Raw genomic sequence first — 15,540 nt, forward strand, 5'->3', positions numbered from 1 at the left:
GACCAGGAAGGAACGCGCATGACCAAGATCAAGGTTGAAAACCCGGTCGTCGAACTCGACGGCGACGAGATGACCCGGATCATCTGGGACTTCATCAAGCAGAAACTGATCCTGCCCTATCTCGATATCGACCTGAAATATTATGACCTCGGCATCGAGGAGCGCGATCGCACCGACGACCAGATCACCGTCGATGCGGCCGAGGCGATCAAGCAATACGGTGTCGGCGTCAAATGCGCGACGATCACCCCCGACGAGGCCCGCGTCGAGGAGTTCAACCTCAAGCGCATGTATCGCTCGCCCAACGGCACGATCCGCAACATCCTCGGCGGTGTGATCTTCCGCGAGCCGATCATCTGCCGCAACGTGCCGCGCCTCGTGCCGGGCTGGACCAAGCCGATCGTCGTCGGCCGTCACGCCTTCGGCGACCAGTACAAGGCCACCGATTTCCGCTTCCCCGGCAAGGGCACGCTAACGCTGAAATTCGTGGGCGACGACGGCGAGGTGATCGAGAAGGAGATCTTCCAGGCCCCCGACGCAGGCGTCGTGATGGGCATGTACAACCTCGACAAGTCGATCATCGACTTCGCGCGGGCCTCGCTGAACTACGGGCTCGTCAAGGGCTGGCCGGTGTACCTGTCGACCAAGAACACGATCCTCAAGGCCTATGACGGGCGCTTCAAGGACCTGTTCCAGAAGGTCTACGAGGAAGAGTTTGCCGAGAAGTTCAAGGAGGCGGGCATCTGGTATGAGCACCGCCTGATCGACGACATGGTGGCCTCGGCGCTGAAATGGTCGGGCGGCTATGTCTGGGCCTGCAAGAACTACGATGGCGACGTGCAGTCCGACACCGTGGCGCAGGGCTTCGGCTCGCTCGGCCTGATGACCTCGATCCTGATGACGCCCGATGGCAAGACCGTCGAGGCCGAGGCGGCGCACGGCACCGTCACGCGCCACTACCGCCAGCACCAGCAGGGCAAGGAGACCTCGACGAACTCCATCGCCTCGATCTTCGCCTGGACCGGGGGCCTCAAGCACCGCGCCAAGCTCGATGGCAACGACCAGCTCAAGACCTTCGCGGAAACGCTCGAGAAGGTCTGCGTGAAGGCGGTCGAGGACGGCCACATGACCAAGGATCTCGCGCTGCTCGTGGGCCCGGATCAGAAATGGCTGACCACGATGGGCTTCCTCGAGAAGATCGACGAGTATCTCAACAAGTCGCTGACGCTCTGATCGGCGCAGAGAGGTTTGAGGGGGCCGGGCGTATCACACGCCCGGCCCTTTCTCTTACCGCAGCAGGCTCCACGGCTCTGGCGGGGGCTCGGCGGGCCCCAGGCCGATATCGGCCCGCAGGTGATCGCTGAGCGCATCGACATCGAACGCGCGCGGCTTCGGCCCACGCGTGATCAGCGCAAACAGCGCCGCGCGCAGAACTTTGGCCGCGCCATATTTGGCGATCGCGGCGTCGAGGGTGAAAGCATCCGTGGGATGCGTAAGAGTCTGGGTCATCGTCATCTTCCGGCACGGGACCTCGCCCGCAACCGGCCTTTCCTTCAGTCGGTTTGAAAAGACGACCCGAACGGCACCGCGCGAAGGCGGCGAAGGCGTCACGAGAAAATCGGGGCGCAGATCGGGTCGGTTTGCGGGATGGGGCTAGGCCCCGGAGGTGTCAGCGGGAGCGATCAGCCTTGGCGTCGTGCGACGCGAATGGCGGTAGCTTGGGTGCTGACGAAATATCCGCAACGCGAGGCGGTGGCTTGGTGCTGATGGATCATGCGAGCCCTCCTCCTGAATTGGGCGTTTCGGATGGCGTCACTTGGCGTGATGCCCACCGATGAAGCAAGTCACGCGACTGTGACGGAGCGATCTGATCCCGGATTGTTGCCCATACATCGCAGTGCTTGCGCCCCACCCGGACCCATGGCATCTGGCGCACATGGCTGAGACGCGCATCAAAGACCCGCATCGACACACGCTGCCCGAGGACACTCAGGGGCTCCTTTCGGGGACGCTTCTGGTGGCGCTCTCGGTCTCGCTGCTGCATGGCGCGGGGCTGTTCACCGGCCAGATCGCGGGGCTGTCGCTGGTGCTGTCATATGTAACCGGCTGGAGCTTCGGCGCGATCTTCTTCACGCTCAACCTGCCCTTCTACTGGCTGGCTTTCCGCCGGATGGGCAAGCGGTTCACGGTCAAGACCGTGCTCGCGGTCGCATTGCTCTCGAGCTTCACAGAGCTCTTCCCGCATCTCCTGAGCTTCGCGACGCTTCATCCCGGCGCGGCAGGCGTGCTGGCCGGCGTGACCGCGGGCGCGGGTTTGCTGGCGCTTTTCCGGCACGGGGCGAGCCTCGGCGGTGTCGGGATCGTGGCGCTCTACTTGCAGGACAGGACCGGGTTCAAAGCGGGTCGCACGCAGATCCTCTTCGATTGCGGCGTGTTCCTTTTCGCGTTCTTCGTGCTGCCGCTCGACAAGGTGCTCTGGTCGCTGCTGGGCGCGATGGTGCTCAACGTGATCATCCTCATCAACCACCGCCGCGACCGCTATATCGCCACCTGAGCCTTTCCAGCAGCGCAAGGCGGCTCTGCACGCAGCGATTTGGAAAGTCAGTGATTCTGCCCTATTTTTAGGTCATGACCACTGACGCTCATATTCCGGACCGCCCGCACTATTCCCATTTCGAGGACCTGCAAGGCCTCGTCGTGGCCTCGGCTCAAGCCGCGCTTGGCATCCATCTTCTGCGCGCAGCGGGGCTGGTAACCGGTGGCACGGCAGGTGCAGCGCTGATCCTGTCCTACGTAACGGGCTTCAGCTTCGGCGTGGTGTTCTTTGCGATCAACATCCCCTTCTATGCCTTCGCATATTATGCGCGCGGCGCAGGCTTCGCACTGAAAAGCCTCGTCACCGTCACGCTCGTCTCGCTGATGGCCGAGGCGCTGAAACCGGTCCTGCATGTCGATCATATCCATCCGGCCGTCGCCGCCGCCCTCTTTGGGGTCTCGGCAGGTGTCGGCCTTCTGGGCCTCTTTCGACACCAGGGATCGCTTGGTGGTGTCTCCATCGTCGCGGTGATCTTGCAGGACAAATTCGGTTTCCGCGCTGGCTGGACGCAGCTGATCCACGACCTGTGCCTCTTTGTCATTGCTAGCTTCGTGCTCGAACCCTCGCTGGTTCTCTGGTCGCTCCTTGGCGCCTTGATCCTGAATTTCGTCATCGCGATGAACCACCGCCGCGACTGGTACGTGGCGCAGTAAGCGCGCAGCGCATGCGCTGCATCGCCTCACGCGTCCCGCAAGCCCTAGGCGCGGAACCTTTCTCTCTCTAGGCTCACGGTCGGGTGATCAGCTGATCGCTCGACATATTGTGGAGATTGAGATGACGATGCGCGCCCGACTTGCAGCCCTGTGCCTGTCCACCCCCCTCGCTTTCGGGGCCCCCATGGCTCAGGCCGAGACCCTGATCGACGGCTCCGATCCCGAAGCGATCCGCGCCATCGCGAGCGGTTACGGATCTGCCACGCTGGAGACCGATTCCGAGGGCGATCCGCAGATCGTCGGGCGCATCGACGGCACGCAATATATCGTTCTCTTCTACGGCTGCACCAATGGCGCGAACTGCAACTCGATCCAGCTCACCGCGGGCTGGTCGGGCGTGGCGGTGTCGCTCTCTCAGATCAACGGCTGGAACAGCGGCATGCGGTTCGGCAAGGCCTATCTCGATGAGGATGGCGACCCGACGATCGAGATGAACGTCAATCTCGATTTCGGGGTGAGCCGCGACAATCTCGACGATACCTTTGATTTCTGGCGCCTCGTGCTGAGCCAATTCGAGGAAGAGGTTCTCGACTGATCGTCGCCTCTGGCAAGTCCCGAACCGATCGTCCAGAGTACGCGCCATGATCAAGACCTATTTCTTTCTGCTGGTCGCCGTGGCCTTCGAGACTTTCGGTTCCGCCTGCTTGCAAGCGAGCCAGCAATTCACGAAGCTCTGGCCGACCGTCGGCGTCGCGGTCGGCTTTATCGGCGGGCTCTACTTCTTCACCCTCGTGCTCAAGGTTCTGCCGCTCGGGATCACCTATGCGCTCTGGTCGGGGATCGGGATGGTGCTGATCGCGGGCGTGGGCTGGCTGCTGTTCAACCAGCGTCTGGATGCGCCCGCCCTGATCGGGATCGGTCTGATCCTTGCCGGAATTATGGTCATCAACCTTTTTTCGCGATCCCATTTCCACTGAAGGTCGCGAAGTCGCACCTCTGGGGCTAGCCGCGCCCGTTTTTTTCCCTTATGGGCGGGGCAACTCAAGAACAGGACGACCTCCCATGGACCTTCGCAACATTGCGATCATCGCTCACGTGGACCACGGCAAGACGACGCTCGTGGACCAGCTCCTGCGCCAATCGGGCGCCTTCCGTGAAAACCAGGCCGTCGCGGAGCGCGCGATGGACAGCAACGACATCGAACGCGAACGCGGCATCACCATCCTCGCCAAGGCGACCTCGGTCGAGTGGAAAGGCTCGCGCATCAATATCGTCGACACCCCCGGCCACGCCGATTTCGGCGGCGAGGTCGAACGCATCCTGTCGATGGTCGATGGCGTCTGCCTGCTCGTGGATGCCGCCGAGGGCCCGATGCCGCAGACCAAGTTCGTGACTTCGAAAGCGCTCGCGCTCGGCCTCAAGCCGATTGTCGTGCTCAACAAGGTCGACAAACCCGCAGCCGACCCCGACAACGCGCTCAACGAAGTGTTCGACCTCTTCGCCAATCTCGGCGCCACCGACGAGCAGCTCGATTTCCCCCATGTCTATGCCTCGGGCATCGGCGGCTGGGCCGATCTCGAGCTTGACGGGCCGCGCAAGGATCTCTCGGCGCTGTTCGACCTGATCCTCGAGCATGTCGAACCGCCCAAGCAGGAATTCCGCGCCGACGAGCCGTTCCAGATGCTCGCCACCACGCTCTCCTCCGACCCGTTCATCGGCCGCATCCTGACAGGTCGCGTCGAGGCCGGACGCCTGAAGGTCGGCGACCAGCTCAAGGCACTGAGCCGCAAGGGCGAACGGATCGAACAGTTCCGCTGCACCAAGATCCTCGCCTTCCGCGGCCTCGGCCAACAACCGATCGACGTGGCCGAGGCAGGCGACATCGTGACCATCGCCGGCATGACCAAGGCCACCGTGGCCGATACGCTCTGCGCCCCCGAGGTCGACACCGCGATCCCCGCGCAACCGATCGACCCGCCGACGATCTCGGTGACCTTCGGCATCAATGACAGCCCGCTGGCGGGCAAGGACGGCTCCAAGGTCCAGTCGCGCGTGATCCGCGACCGCCTGATGAAAGAGGCCGAAAGCAACGTCGCGATCAAGATCGAGGACACGCCCGGTGGCGAAGCCTTCGTGGTCTCGGGCCGTGGCGAACTCCAGATGGGCGTTCTGATCGAGAACATGCGCCGCGAAGGGTTCGAACTGTCGATCTCGCGCCCGCGCGTGATCTTCCGCGAAGAAGACGGCCAGCGCATGGAGCCGATCGAGGAAGTCATCGTCGATGTGGATGACGAATTCTCGGGCGTGGTAATCGAGAAGCTCACCGGCGCGCGCAAGGGTGAGATGACCGAGATGCGCCCGGCTGGCCACGGCAAGACCCGCATCGTCGCCCATGTCCCCTCGCGCGGCCTGATCGGCTATCAGGGCGAGTTCATGACCGACACGCGCGGCAATGGCGTCCTGAACCGCATCTTCCACGGCTGGGCCCCTTACAAGGGTCCGATCGAGGGTCGCCGCCAGGGCGTGCTGATCTCGATGGAGAACGGCGTCTCGGTGGCCTATGCGCTGTGGAACCTCGAAGAGCGCGGCAAGCTCTTCATCGGCGCCCAGGAGCAGGTCTATACCGGCATGATCATCGGCGAGCACTCGCGCGACAACGATCTCGAAGTGAACCCGCTCAAGGGCAAGAAGCTGACCAACGTGCGCGCCTCGGGCACCGACGAAGCGGTCCGCCTCACCCCGCCGGTGCGGATGTCGCTCGAAGAGGCCATCGCCTATATCAACGATGACGAGCTGGTCGAGGTCACGCCGAAGGCGATCCGCCTGCGCAAGCGCCACCTCGACCCGCATGAGCGCAAACGCGCCTCGCGCGCCGAAGGCTGAGAAAAAAAGAGAGGGGGCGCTGCCCCCTCTTTTCCTTTCAGGAAAATTCACCCCCGGGATATTTCAAGCAGTTGGAGGTGGACCGCGCGTCGGTGGTTCGGGCGCTGCTGCTCCCCCTTCAACTGCATCCAATCTCCCGCGGGAGACGGCGCAGGAGACAAGGGCAGAGACCCCTTGCCTCTCCGGCTTACCCGAGCTTCGCGAGACCGGGGAAGGTGTCGAGCAGCCAGAAGCTGATCGCCGAGAAGGCGTTGGTCAAAAGCAGAAGGCCGACGATGACGAGAAGCGCGCCCATCGTCTTCTCGATCACCCCCATATATTTCTTCAGCCGGTTCATCACGCCAATCGCGCGCTGGATGAAGATGGCCGCAAGCAGGAAGGGAATGCCGAGCCCCATTGCGTAGACCGCCAGAAGGGCCGTACCGCGCATCTGGTCGCCGCCTTGTGCCGCGAGCGACAGGATCGCGCCGAGTTGCGGGCCGATACACGGCGTCCATCCGAAGGCGAAAGCGAGGCCAAGCACATAAGCGCCCAGGCTCGAGCCGCCGCGATCGCCCGCGTCGAGCCGTGCCTCGCGATCGAGGATCGAGATCCGGAAGAGTCCAAGGAAATGCAGGCCGAGGATCACGATCACCCCGCCCGCGATCCGTCCGAACAGCACTTGATTGGTCAAGAAGAACCGTCCGAAAGTCGACGCGGCGAATCCCATGAACAAAAAGACCGTCGACAGGCCGAGTACGAAGAAGATCGCCGGTACGACGGCCGAGCGTTTGCCCTCGCGCAGATCGCCCATCGTGACCCCGCCCATATAAGCCAGGTAGGGCGGCACGATCGGCAGCACACAGGGGCTCAGAAAGGACAAAAGACCCGCGAACAGCGCCACGAAGGCGGCGGGCAGGAAGGCGGCGGAGACGAGATCGATTCCAAACATATCTCTCCTCTAGCCGATTGCGCGGGCGCGGTCACCGGGTTGTGAGATAACATCCGCGTGGACAAATCCGCGCGTCGGGCCTAAAGCGCTGAACATGCAGGCTGACATCGATATCGACGCGCGGGGGTTGCTCTGCCCCCTGCCCGTCTTGCGGTTGCGCAAGGCGCTGGAAACGGCTGTCTCGGGGACGGTTGTGCGGCTCGAGGCGACCGATGGTGCGTCCTGGGTGGATGTCCCGCATTTCTGCGCGCAAACGGGCCATCAATTGCTTGAGGCCGAAGACTGGGAAGGTCTCAAGGTCTATTACGTGCGCAAGGCCTGAGCCGCGCCCCCTTGCGCTATCCGCGTTTGCGTGAAACTTTCGCATCACTCTCAGGGCGGGGCGAAATTCCCCACCGGCGGTATGCGGAGGGATGCCCCTTCGCGAGCCCGCGAGCGCCTTGCGCCTCTTGGCGGAAGGGTCAGCAGATCAGGTGCGAGGCCTGAGCCGACGGTCATAGTCCGGATGGAAGAGAGCAGCAGCCGGCCGGCCCGCGATGCGGGCGGGCAGGTCTGCCTGTGATCGCCTTGGGTGACGTGTCGCAACCAGAGGAGATCACGATGGCACACACCCGTTACGCTTTCATCAAGGCCAATTGGCATTCCGATATCGTCGATCAGGCGTTGGTCGGTTTCTTGCAGGAGATCCCGGCCGAACAGGTCGATATCTTCGACGTTCCCGGAGCTTTCGAGCTGCCCTTGCAGGCGCAGGAGCTGGCGCGCTCGGGCCGCTATGGCGCAATTGCCGCGGCCGCCTTCGTGGTCGATGGCGGCATTTATCGCCACGACTTCGTCGCACAGGCCGTCGTCAGTGGGTTGATGCAAGTCGGGCTGGAGACCGGCGTTCCGGTTCTTTCGGTTTCGCTGACGCCGCATCAGTTCCAGGAAACCGCGCATCACACCCGAATCTTTCGCGCCCATTTCATCGAGAAGGGCCGAGAGGCTGCGCGGGCGGCCTTGCAGCAGACTGCGGCGCGCGTGGCGCAAGCCGCCTGATCGGGGAGACGAAACGCGAAGGCCGGGCACTTTGCCCGGCCTTCGTCATTTTCAGCCTGTCAGAGCCTTCAGCCCCGGCTCCACCAGCCACGGCGCTTGGGCTTGGTGTCGTCTTCGACGAGAACCTCGCCCTCACCATCCCCGCTCATCGTCGGGATTTCCACCGGCGCATCAGGTTCTGGCATCTCATAGGGTTCTTCATAGGGTGTTTCCGGTGCCGGGGCGTCGGGCGTCTCCTCGGGGGTCACATCGGGTGTCTCTTCCGGGCTCGGCTCGGGGGTCTCGACCGGGGCGTCGGGTTGAGGCGCCTCGACCGGTTCGACCGGCGCGTCGGGTGCGGGCGTCTCGGGCTCTGCCTCGGCAACGGGCTCCTCGACCTTTTTGCGCGAACGCGTGCGACGCTTGGGCTTCGGAGCCTCCTCGGCGACCAGTTCCGCCGGCGCATCAGTCCCCTCGACCACGGCCTGGGCCTCGGGTTCCTTTTTCTTGCGCGAGCGAGTCCGGCGCTTGGGCTTTTCCTCGGTCTCGGCCTGAGCCTCTTCGGAAGCGGTTTCCGTTGCTTCGGCCTCGGTCGACTCGGCTTTCTTGCGCGAGCGCGAACGGCGCTTGGGCTTGGGGGCCTCTTCCTCGGGCTGGGCGGTCTCGCTCACCTCAGCCGCATCCGCAGCAGGTGTGATTTCGGCAGCCTCTTCGGTCGCGACAGCGCCCTCAGCGGCCTCCTCGTCCGAGCTCTCATCGGCACCGTTCTGATCGGCCTGATCGCCGTTCGTCTTCTTGCGACGACGACGACGGCGGCGCTTTTTCTTCGGCTGGTCATCGGAATCGGCTTCGAATTCCGGGGTTTCCACCTCGGCCTCGGCCTCAGTCTCGTCCTCTTCCTCGACCTCGTCCTCCATCTCGTCGATCTCGGCCATCAGGCTCGCGGAGGCGGAAACGACCGGGCTGGTCACTTCCGGCACGACGCGGGTCGCGGTCTTGAACTTCTCGATGGTGAAATCGGGAGACACAAGCTCCGGCGCGGCCTCGATGCGGACGGACAGACCGTAACGTGCCTCGATGCCTGCGACATGTTCGCGCTTGGCGTTCATCAGGTAGTTAGCGACCGCCACCGGCGCGCGTACCAGAACTTCACGGGCGCGTTTGCGCGTGCCCTCTTCCTCGATCGCACGCAGCACCGTCAGCGCGAGGCTGTCATCCGAGCGGATGAGGCCCGTGCCATGGCAATGCGGACAGGGCTGGGTCGTCGATTCGATCATGCCCGGACGCAGGCGCTGGCGGCTCATCTCCAGAAGGCCGAAGCCCGAGATGCGGCCGACCTGGATCCGCGCACGGTCAGTTTTCAGCTTGTCTTTGAGACGCTTCTCGACGGCGGAGTTGTTCTTGCGCTCCTCCATGTCGATGAAGTCGATCACGATCAGACCGGCCAGATCGCGCAGGCGGAGTTGGCGGGCAACCTCTTCGGCAGCCTCCAGGTTGGTCTTGAGCGCGGTTTCCTCGATCGAGCCTTCCTTCGTGGCACGCCCCGAGTTCACGTCGATCGCGACAAGGGCTTCGGTCACACCGATCACGATGTAGCCGCCCGATTTGAGCTGTACGGTCGGGTTGAACATCGCACCGAGATAGCTTTCGACCTGATGGCGCGCGAACAGAGGCAGCGACTCGGTATAATGCTTCACGTTCTTGGCGTGGGACGGCATGATCATCCGCATGAAGTCCTTCGCCGCGCGATAACCGCGCTCGCCCTCGACCAGAACCTCGTCGATATCCTTCGAATAAAGATCGCGGATCGAGCGCTTGATCAGGTCGCCCTCTTCGTAGATCGGCGCCGGCGCGATGGATTTCATCGTCAGGTCGCGGATCTGCTCCCACAGGCGCATCAGGTATTCGTAGTCGCGCTTGATCTCGGTCTTGGTGCGCTGTGCACCAGCGGTACGCACGATCAGCCCCGCGCCTTTCGGCACATCGAGCTCGCCTGCGATTTCCTTGAGTTTCTTGCGATCAGCGGCGTTGGTGATCTTGCGCGAAATGCCACCACCGCGCGCGGTGTTGGGCATGAGCACACAGTAACGGCCCGCGAGCGAGAGATAGGTGGTCAGCGCCGCGCCCTTGTTGCCGCGCTCTTCCTTGACGACTTGCACCAGCATGATCTGGCGCACCTTGATCACTTCCTGGATCTTGTAGCGGCGCGGACGCGGCTTGCGAGCCGGGCGGATTTCCTCGTGAACGTCTTCCTCGGCGACCGATTCGATGCCGTTATCGGCGTCGGATGCGTCCTCGTCCGTCTCCTCGTCGGAGTCGGCCTCGTCTTCGGAAACGGCCTCGTCTTCGTCGGTGGTTTCCGCCTCGTCGGCCTCTTCCGAAGTCTCGGTCGCGTCGGACGCCTCGTCCGCAGAAACCTCCTCGGTTTCGGACGGAGCCTCTTCAGCCTGAGCGGCCTCAACGGGCGCTGCTTCGTCAACCGGCGTCTCCGCCTCGGCGGTCGCGGCCTCAGCGTCGTCAGCCGGAGCTTCCTCGCCTTCGGTCAGATCGACAACGGCCATGCCCGGAATTTCTTCCGAGCTGATCACCGCATCATCCTGCGTCGCTTTTTCGGCCTTGGCCGAAGACCGGCGCGAACGACGACGACGCGAGGATTTCGGCTTGTCCTCTTCCTCGGCAGCAGCCTCGGCGAGCTGACGCTCTTCCTCGAGCAGCGCCTCGCGATCGGCGACCGGGATCTGGTAATAATCGGGGTGGATTTCCGCGAAGGCGAGGAAACCGTGACGGTTTCCGCCGTAATCGACGAACGCCGCCTGAAGCGACGGTTCGACGCGGGTTACCTTAGCGAGGTAGATATTGCCGGCGAGCTGCCGTTTGTTGATGGTTTCAAAGTCGAATTCCTCGACCTTGTTGCCGTCCACCACCACGACGCGGGTCTCTTCCGCGTGGGTGGCATCGATGAGCATCTTCTTTGCCATGTAAATCCAATAGGCCGACCCGTGACGACCGCCTGCCCGGGGGCGAAGCGGCATGCAGGGCCGGGACTGTCCTTGAGGCGAGCATGCGGACATGCGCGCAGATGGCGGTGGCCCGAGGCCTACCCGTCTCCATCAGCGAAATCCTGTCACGCATCATCGCGGTTCTTTCCAAGATCCTGTCGCCTTTACAGGCGGGGCGGATCCAATTGACGGCCTCCATGCCACGCACTGCGGCAGAGGGAGACAAACTTGCGGCCTTTCGGCCAATCGGTTGAGCCCGGGCTGCTTCGCGCCATGCGCGAGTTCTCTGCCCCGATCTCAGCGAATTCCGTGGACCCCGCACGCTTTGCGCGAAGCCGACTATCCGTGACAATAGCGTCACGGGTGGATGAAACACAATCGAATTTTCGTTGCGGAAGGGTGAATTGCACCCTCATTCGACAGGTTTTCATTCACGTGAGGACACGCACCCGCCACGCCAAAGTGAAGCTTCGTTAGGAGAATGTCGGCAGACAGATGAGACGGTGGCTCTACCATTGGATCGACCCGAAAGGAGCCCGACCGATGCGCCCTGCCCTGCTGCTCTGCGCCCTTGCCTTCGCCCCACTGCCCGCGCTTGCCGGTCCGCTACCCGCGCCCGAACTCATCGGCGAGATCACCCTGCCCACAGGCCTCTCGATCCAGGGGGTGCCGTTCGGTGGGCTTTCCGATCTCTCCTATGATGCCCGGTCGGGCCAATTCGTGGCGATTTCAGATGCGCATGGCGACGCCGGTCGACCGCGGATTTATGACCTGCGCATCGCGGTCGAGAATGGCCGGTTCTCAGGGCTCGACATCCTTTCCATGCAACCATTGAGCGGCCCGGAGGGCGCGGACTTCGGGGCGCAGACCCACGCAGGCGGTGTTGTGGTCGACCCCGCGCATGACCGCATTTTCTGGAGTGCCGAGGATGATGCGGGCGCGGGCGCCGGGCTCTTTGTCGCTCAGAACGGGGGCGGCGCGGCGCGCGCCATCCCCCTGCCCCCGTCCTACGCCTCGCAAGGGCGTCCCGATCACGGGGTCCGCTCGGAACACCCGATTGACGCGCTTGATCTCAGCCCCGACGGTCACACGCTGATCGCGGCGACCGAGGAGGCCCTGGCGCAAGATGGCCCCGTCGCGAGCTATTCCGAGCAAAGCCCGGTGCGGCTCTTGATGCTCGATTCCGAGACCGGGCAGCCTCGCGCCGAATACATCTATTACACCGATACGATCCCGGCCCGTCCGACAAAGTTCGACGGCCCTGCCTCGAACGGGCTGACGGCTCTGGCTGCGCTGCCCGATGGGCGGCTCGTGACGGTCGAGCGCGGCTATGCCGCCGGTGTCGGCAATTCGGTGCGCTTCTATATCGTCTCGACAAAGGGCGCGAGCAATGTCGCGGGCGAGGATCGGATCGACCGCATCCGTGACCGCCCGGTGCACAAGGCGCTATGGTTCGCCCTGTCCCCCGGCATGCCCGGAATCGCGGTGGATGATCTTGAGGATATCGCCTTCGGACCGGTGATCGGCGGGCGCGAGACGATGCTCACCGCGAGCGACAACAATTTTAACCGCCACCAGGCGACGCGGTTCAAGCTCTTTACGGTGGACTTGCCGCAGCCGATGGATTGAGGCCCGGCGTCTCGCCGGACGCAACGAAAAAGGCCCGGGCGATCCCGGGCCTTTCGTATTTCCTTGGAGCGACGCTTACTGCGACGCGGCTTTCGCCAGCTTGCGGCGGTCCTGAAGTTCCTCGGCGACAAGGAAGGCCAGTTCCAGCGATTGCGAGGCGTTCAGGCGCGGATCGCAGGCGGTGTGATAGCGCGAGGAGAGATCCTCGTCGGTCACGGCCCGCACGCCGCCGGTGCATTCGGTAACATCCTTGCCGGTCATCTCGAAATGAACGCCGCCTGGGATCGTGCCTTCGGCCTTGTGGATCGCGAAGAACTCGCGGACTTCACGCAGCACGCTATCGAAGGGGCGCGTCTTGAAGCCCGACGCCGATTTGATCGTGTTGCCATGCATCGGATCGCAGGACCAGACGACATTGGCCCCCTCGGCCTCGACGGTGCGGATCAGGCGCGGCAGGTGATCGCCGACCTTGCCCGCGCCGAAACGCGCGATCAGGGTGAGGCGGCCCGCCTCGTTTTCCGGGTTCAGCTTGGCCATCAGAACCTTGAGGTCTTCCTCGGTGGTGGTGGGGCCGCATTTCAGGCCGATCGGGTTTTGAACCCCACGGCAGAACTCGACATGGGCGCCATCGACCTGACGCGTACGGTCACCGATCCAGAGCATGTGGCCCGTGCCCGCAACCGGCAGACCGGTGGTCGAGTCGATCCGGCACAGCGCCTCTTCATATTCCAGCAGCAGGGCCTCGTGGCTGGTGTAGAAATCGACCGAGCCCAGCTCATGCGCGGTTTCAGAGGTCACGCCGGCGGCGCGCATGAATTCCATCGCATCCGAGATCTGCTCGGCCACCTTGCGGTATTTCTCGGCCTCTTCGGCATCGGTGAAACCCGCGATCCAGCTTTGCACGCGATGGATATCGGCATAACCGCCCGTCGAGAACGCGCGCAGCAAGTTCAGCGAGGCCGCGGCCTGCGTGTAGGCCTGCAGCATGCGATTGGGATCGGGCAGGCGTGCTTCGGTCGTGAAGTCGAAGCCGTTGATGATGTCACCGCGGTAGCTGGGCAGTTCGGTCCCGTCGATCACCTCGGTCGGCGCCGAACGGGGTTTAGCGAACTGGCCCGCCATGCGGCCGACCTTGATCACCGGAACTTTCGCGCCCCAGGTCAGCACGACCGCCATCTGCAGCATGACCTTGAACGTGTCGCGGATATTGTCCGCCGAGAATTCCCCGAAGGCCTCTGCGCAATCGCCGCCCTGCAACAGGAAGGCTTCGCCCGAGGCGGCCTTGGCAAGCTGCGCCTTGAGTTTGCGCGCCTCGCCCGCGAAGACCAGAGGGGGCATGCGCGAGAGGGTTTCCTCCACCGCGTGCAGCGCCGCCTGATCGGGATAGTCGGGCATCTGAACCCGCGGTCTCGCGCGCCAGTCCGATTTGCTCCAACCCTTGCCCATCTGATCCTCCAAAGCATGGTATCGTGTCCGGGCGCGCTTATAGACTCGCGGGCGGCCAAGAACAAACCCGAATTTAACGCTAACAGCACGAAGTCCCGCCCTCGGTCCTGACGGATCGGCCCCTTGCGCCCCGAAGAAATTTCGGCTTTTCGTGAGAAGCCGTGAGGTTCCAAAGAGATCGCCCATGTCTGACCGTTCCACGTCCCGCCCTGCCCGCCGCCCCGCGCCTTCGCAGGGAATGATCCGCCTCGCGGATGACAGCCGGCACCGTTCGGTCGTATTCCTGCTGCTCGATCGCTTCACCATGATGGCCTTCGCCAGCGCCATCGAGCCGCTGCGTCTCGCCAATCAGGTCTCGGGACGTACCCTTTATTCGTGGAAACTCGCCGCTGAGAATGGGGGGGACGTGGCCTGTTCGAATGGCACGGTGTTTCGCACCGACATCGGACTTGAGGATCTTGGACGCGACACGATGGTTCTCGTCTGTGGCGGCATCGACGTGGTCGAGGCGGTGACGAAACCGGTTCTGAGCTGGCTGCGGCGCGAGGCGCGGCGTGGCGCGGTGATGGGCGGGCTGTGCACCGGCTCCTATGCACTGGCCAAGGCCGGGCTGCTTGATGGAAAGCGGGCCACGATTCATTGGGAGAACACGGATTCCTTCACCGAGGATTTCCCCGATGTCGAACTGACCAAGGGGGTCTTCGTCATCGACGGCAACCGGGTGACGACCGCGGGCGGCACTGCCTCGATCGATCTGATGCTGCGGCTGATCGCGCGGGATCATGGCGAGGAGCTGGCCAATACCGTTGCCGATCAGCTCATCCATTCGACGATCCGCACCGATCGCGACACGCAACGGCTCTCGATCCCGACCCGGATCGGCGTGCGTCATCCCAAGCTCGCGCAAGTCATCGGGCGGATGGAGGCCAATATCGAGGACCCGATCAGCCCCGCGCAGCTCGCCACTGAAGTCGGCATGTCGGCGCGCCAGCTCGAGCGCCTGTTCCGCCGGTATCTCAACCGCAGCCCGAAGCGCTATTACATGGAACTGCGGCTTCAAAAGGCGCGCAACCTGCTGATGCAGACCGAGATGAGCGTGATCAATGTCGCGATGGCCTGCGGCTTCGCGAGCCCGTCGCATTTTTCGAAATGCTACCGCGCGCATTACCAGACGACTCCCTATCGTGAACGCGGCACTTCCGCGATGGGCGAGCAGGGAAATTTCGATACAACCGCAGATACGGAAACCGATTTCGCCGAAGACTGAAAATTACGCAAAACCAGGCGCGATTTTTCACGAATTTGCACGACCCCTTACATTGCCGTTACGTCGAATTCGGGCAGTCTTGACCTTTGGGTCGGTTTTTCGCGTGATCGCCTCGCCAGCGG

At 63.4% G+C, this 15,540-nt stretch carries 14 protein-coding genes and 1 riboswitch; of the genes, 10 read left to right on the forward strand and 4 right to left on the reverse strand.

Translation table 11 applies throughout. The annotated features are described in order from the left end of the window. The first annotated feature begins 18 nt into the window (after nt 1–18). Nucleotides 19–1,233: an NADP-dependent isocitrate dehydrogenase gene (locus tag TP2_RS13305; RefSeq protein ID WP_038078301.1), complete on the forward strand. Its 1,215-nt coding sequence runs from the start codon at nt 19–21 to the stop codon at nt 1,231–1,233. Nucleotides 1,234–1,287: 54 nt separating this feature from the next. On the opposite strand, the gene TP2_RS13310 is transcribed toward TP2_RS13305, so the two are convergent. After that, on the reverse strand, nt 1,288–1,509 hold the full coding sequence (locus TP2_RS13310; RefSeq protein ID WP_157617129.1) for a hypothetical protein: 222 nt from the start codon (nt 1,507–1,509) through the stop codon (nt 1,288–1,290). A 427-nt stretch (nt 1,510–1,936) separates the two neighbouring features. On the opposite strand from TP2_RS13310, the gene TP2_RS13315 reads away from it, so the two are divergent. From TP2_RS13315 to typA, 5 genes are all read left to right on the forward strand, one after another. Then, a complete protein-coding gene (locus tag TP2_RS13315) occupies nt 1,937–2,554 on the forward strand; it encodes a YitT family protein (protein ID WP_038078307.1) in 618 nt (205 codons plus the stop codon). A 74-nt stretch (nt 2,555–2,628) separates the two neighbouring features. Continuing rightward, on the forward strand, nt 2,629–3,249 hold the full coding sequence (locus tag TP2_RS13320; protein ID WP_051692608.1) for a YitT family protein: 621 nt from the start codon (nt 2,629–2,631) through the stop codon (nt 3,247–3,249). A gap of 121 nt (nt 3,250–3,370) precedes the next feature. Beyond that, the gene (locus TP2_RS13325) at nt 3,371–3,844 is read left to right on the forward strand and encodes a YbjN domain-containing protein (RefSeq protein WP_157617130.1); all 474 of its coding nucleotides are present in this window, start codon (nt 3,371–3,373) and stop codon (nt 3,842–3,844) included. A gap of 46 nt (nt 3,845–3,890) precedes the next feature. Then, nucleotides 3,891–4,226, forward strand: a complete 336-nt coding sequence (locus TP2_RS13330; RefSeq protein ID WP_038078310.1) for a DMT family transporter — start codon at nt 3,891–3,893, stop codon at nt 4,224–4,226. Nucleotides 4,227–4,311: 85 nt separating this feature from the next. Beyond that, nucleotides 4,312–6,132, forward strand: coding sequence for a translational GTPase TypA (gene typA, locus TP2_RS13335; protein ID WP_038078313.1), 1,821 nt, complete (start codon nt 4,312–4,314; stop codon nt 6,130–6,132). A 187-nt stretch (nt 6,133–6,319) separates the two neighbouring features. Here the strand turns inward: typA and TP2_RS13340 are convergent, their stop codons facing one another. Continuing rightward, entirely contained in the window at nt 6,320–7,063 is a 744-nt protein-coding gene (locus tag TP2_RS13340; protein ID WP_038078316.1) for a cytochrome c biogenesis CcdA family protein, read from the reverse strand. Nucleotides 7,064–7,157: 94 nt separating this feature from the next. On the opposite strand from TP2_RS13340, the gene TP2_RS13345 reads away from it, so the two are divergent. Continuing rightward, a complete protein-coding gene (locus TP2_RS13345; protein ID WP_038078319.1) occupies nt 7,158–7,385 on the forward strand; it encodes a sulfurtransferase TusA family protein in 228 nt (75 codons plus the stop codon). 42 nt (nt 7,386–7,427) lie between these two features. Continuing rightward, nucleotides 7,428–7,584: riboswitch (FMN riboswitch) on the forward strand. Nucleotides 7,585–7,663: 79 nt separating this feature from the next. After that, entirely contained in the window at nt 7,664–8,098 is a 435-nt protein-coding gene (locus TP2_RS13350; RefSeq protein WP_038078322.1) for a 6,7-dimethyl-8-ribityllumazine synthase, read from the forward strand. A gap of 68 nt (nt 8,099–8,166) precedes the next feature. Here TP2_RS13350 and TP2_RS13355 read toward each other — a convergent pair whose 3' ends face one another. Next, entirely contained in the window at nt 8,167–11,055 is a 2,889-nt protein-coding gene (locus TP2_RS13355) for an Rne/Rng family ribonuclease (RefSeq protein ID WP_038078687.1), read from the reverse strand. A 516-nt stretch (nt 11,056–11,571) separates the two neighbouring features. Between TP2_RS13355 and TP2_RS13360 the strand changes: the two genes are divergently transcribed. Then, nucleotides 11,572–12,705: an esterase-like activity of phytase family protein gene (locus TP2_RS13360; protein WP_084714265.1), complete on the forward strand. Its 1,134-nt coding sequence runs from the start codon at nt 11,572–11,574 to the stop codon at nt 12,703–12,705. Nucleotides 12,706–12,780: 75 nt separating this feature from the next. Here TP2_RS13360 and TP2_RS13365 read toward each other — a convergent pair whose 3' ends face one another. After that, nucleotides 12,781–14,151, reverse strand: coding sequence for a class II 3-deoxy-7-phosphoheptulonate synthase (locus tag TP2_RS13365; protein ID WP_038078330.1), 1,371 nt, complete (start codon nt 14,149–14,151; stop codon nt 12,781–12,783). Nucleotides 14,152–14,389: 238 nt separating this feature from the next. On the opposite strand from TP2_RS13365, the gene TP2_RS13370 reads away from it, so the two are divergent. Continuing rightward, complete coding sequence (locus tag TP2_RS13370) at nt 14,390–15,418, forward strand: GlxA family transcriptional regulator (protein ID WP_051692610.1); 1,029 nt, start codon at nt 14,390–14,392, stop codon at nt 15,416–15,418. The last annotated feature ends 122 nt before the right edge of the window (nt 15,419–15,540 follow it).

Origin of the sequence: Thioclava pacifica DSM 10166, from assembly GCF_000714535.1 — a bacterium.
GTDB classification, from domain to species: Bacteria; Pseudomonadota; Alphaproteobacteria; order Rhodobacterales; family Rhodobacteraceae; genus Thioclava; species Thioclava pacifica.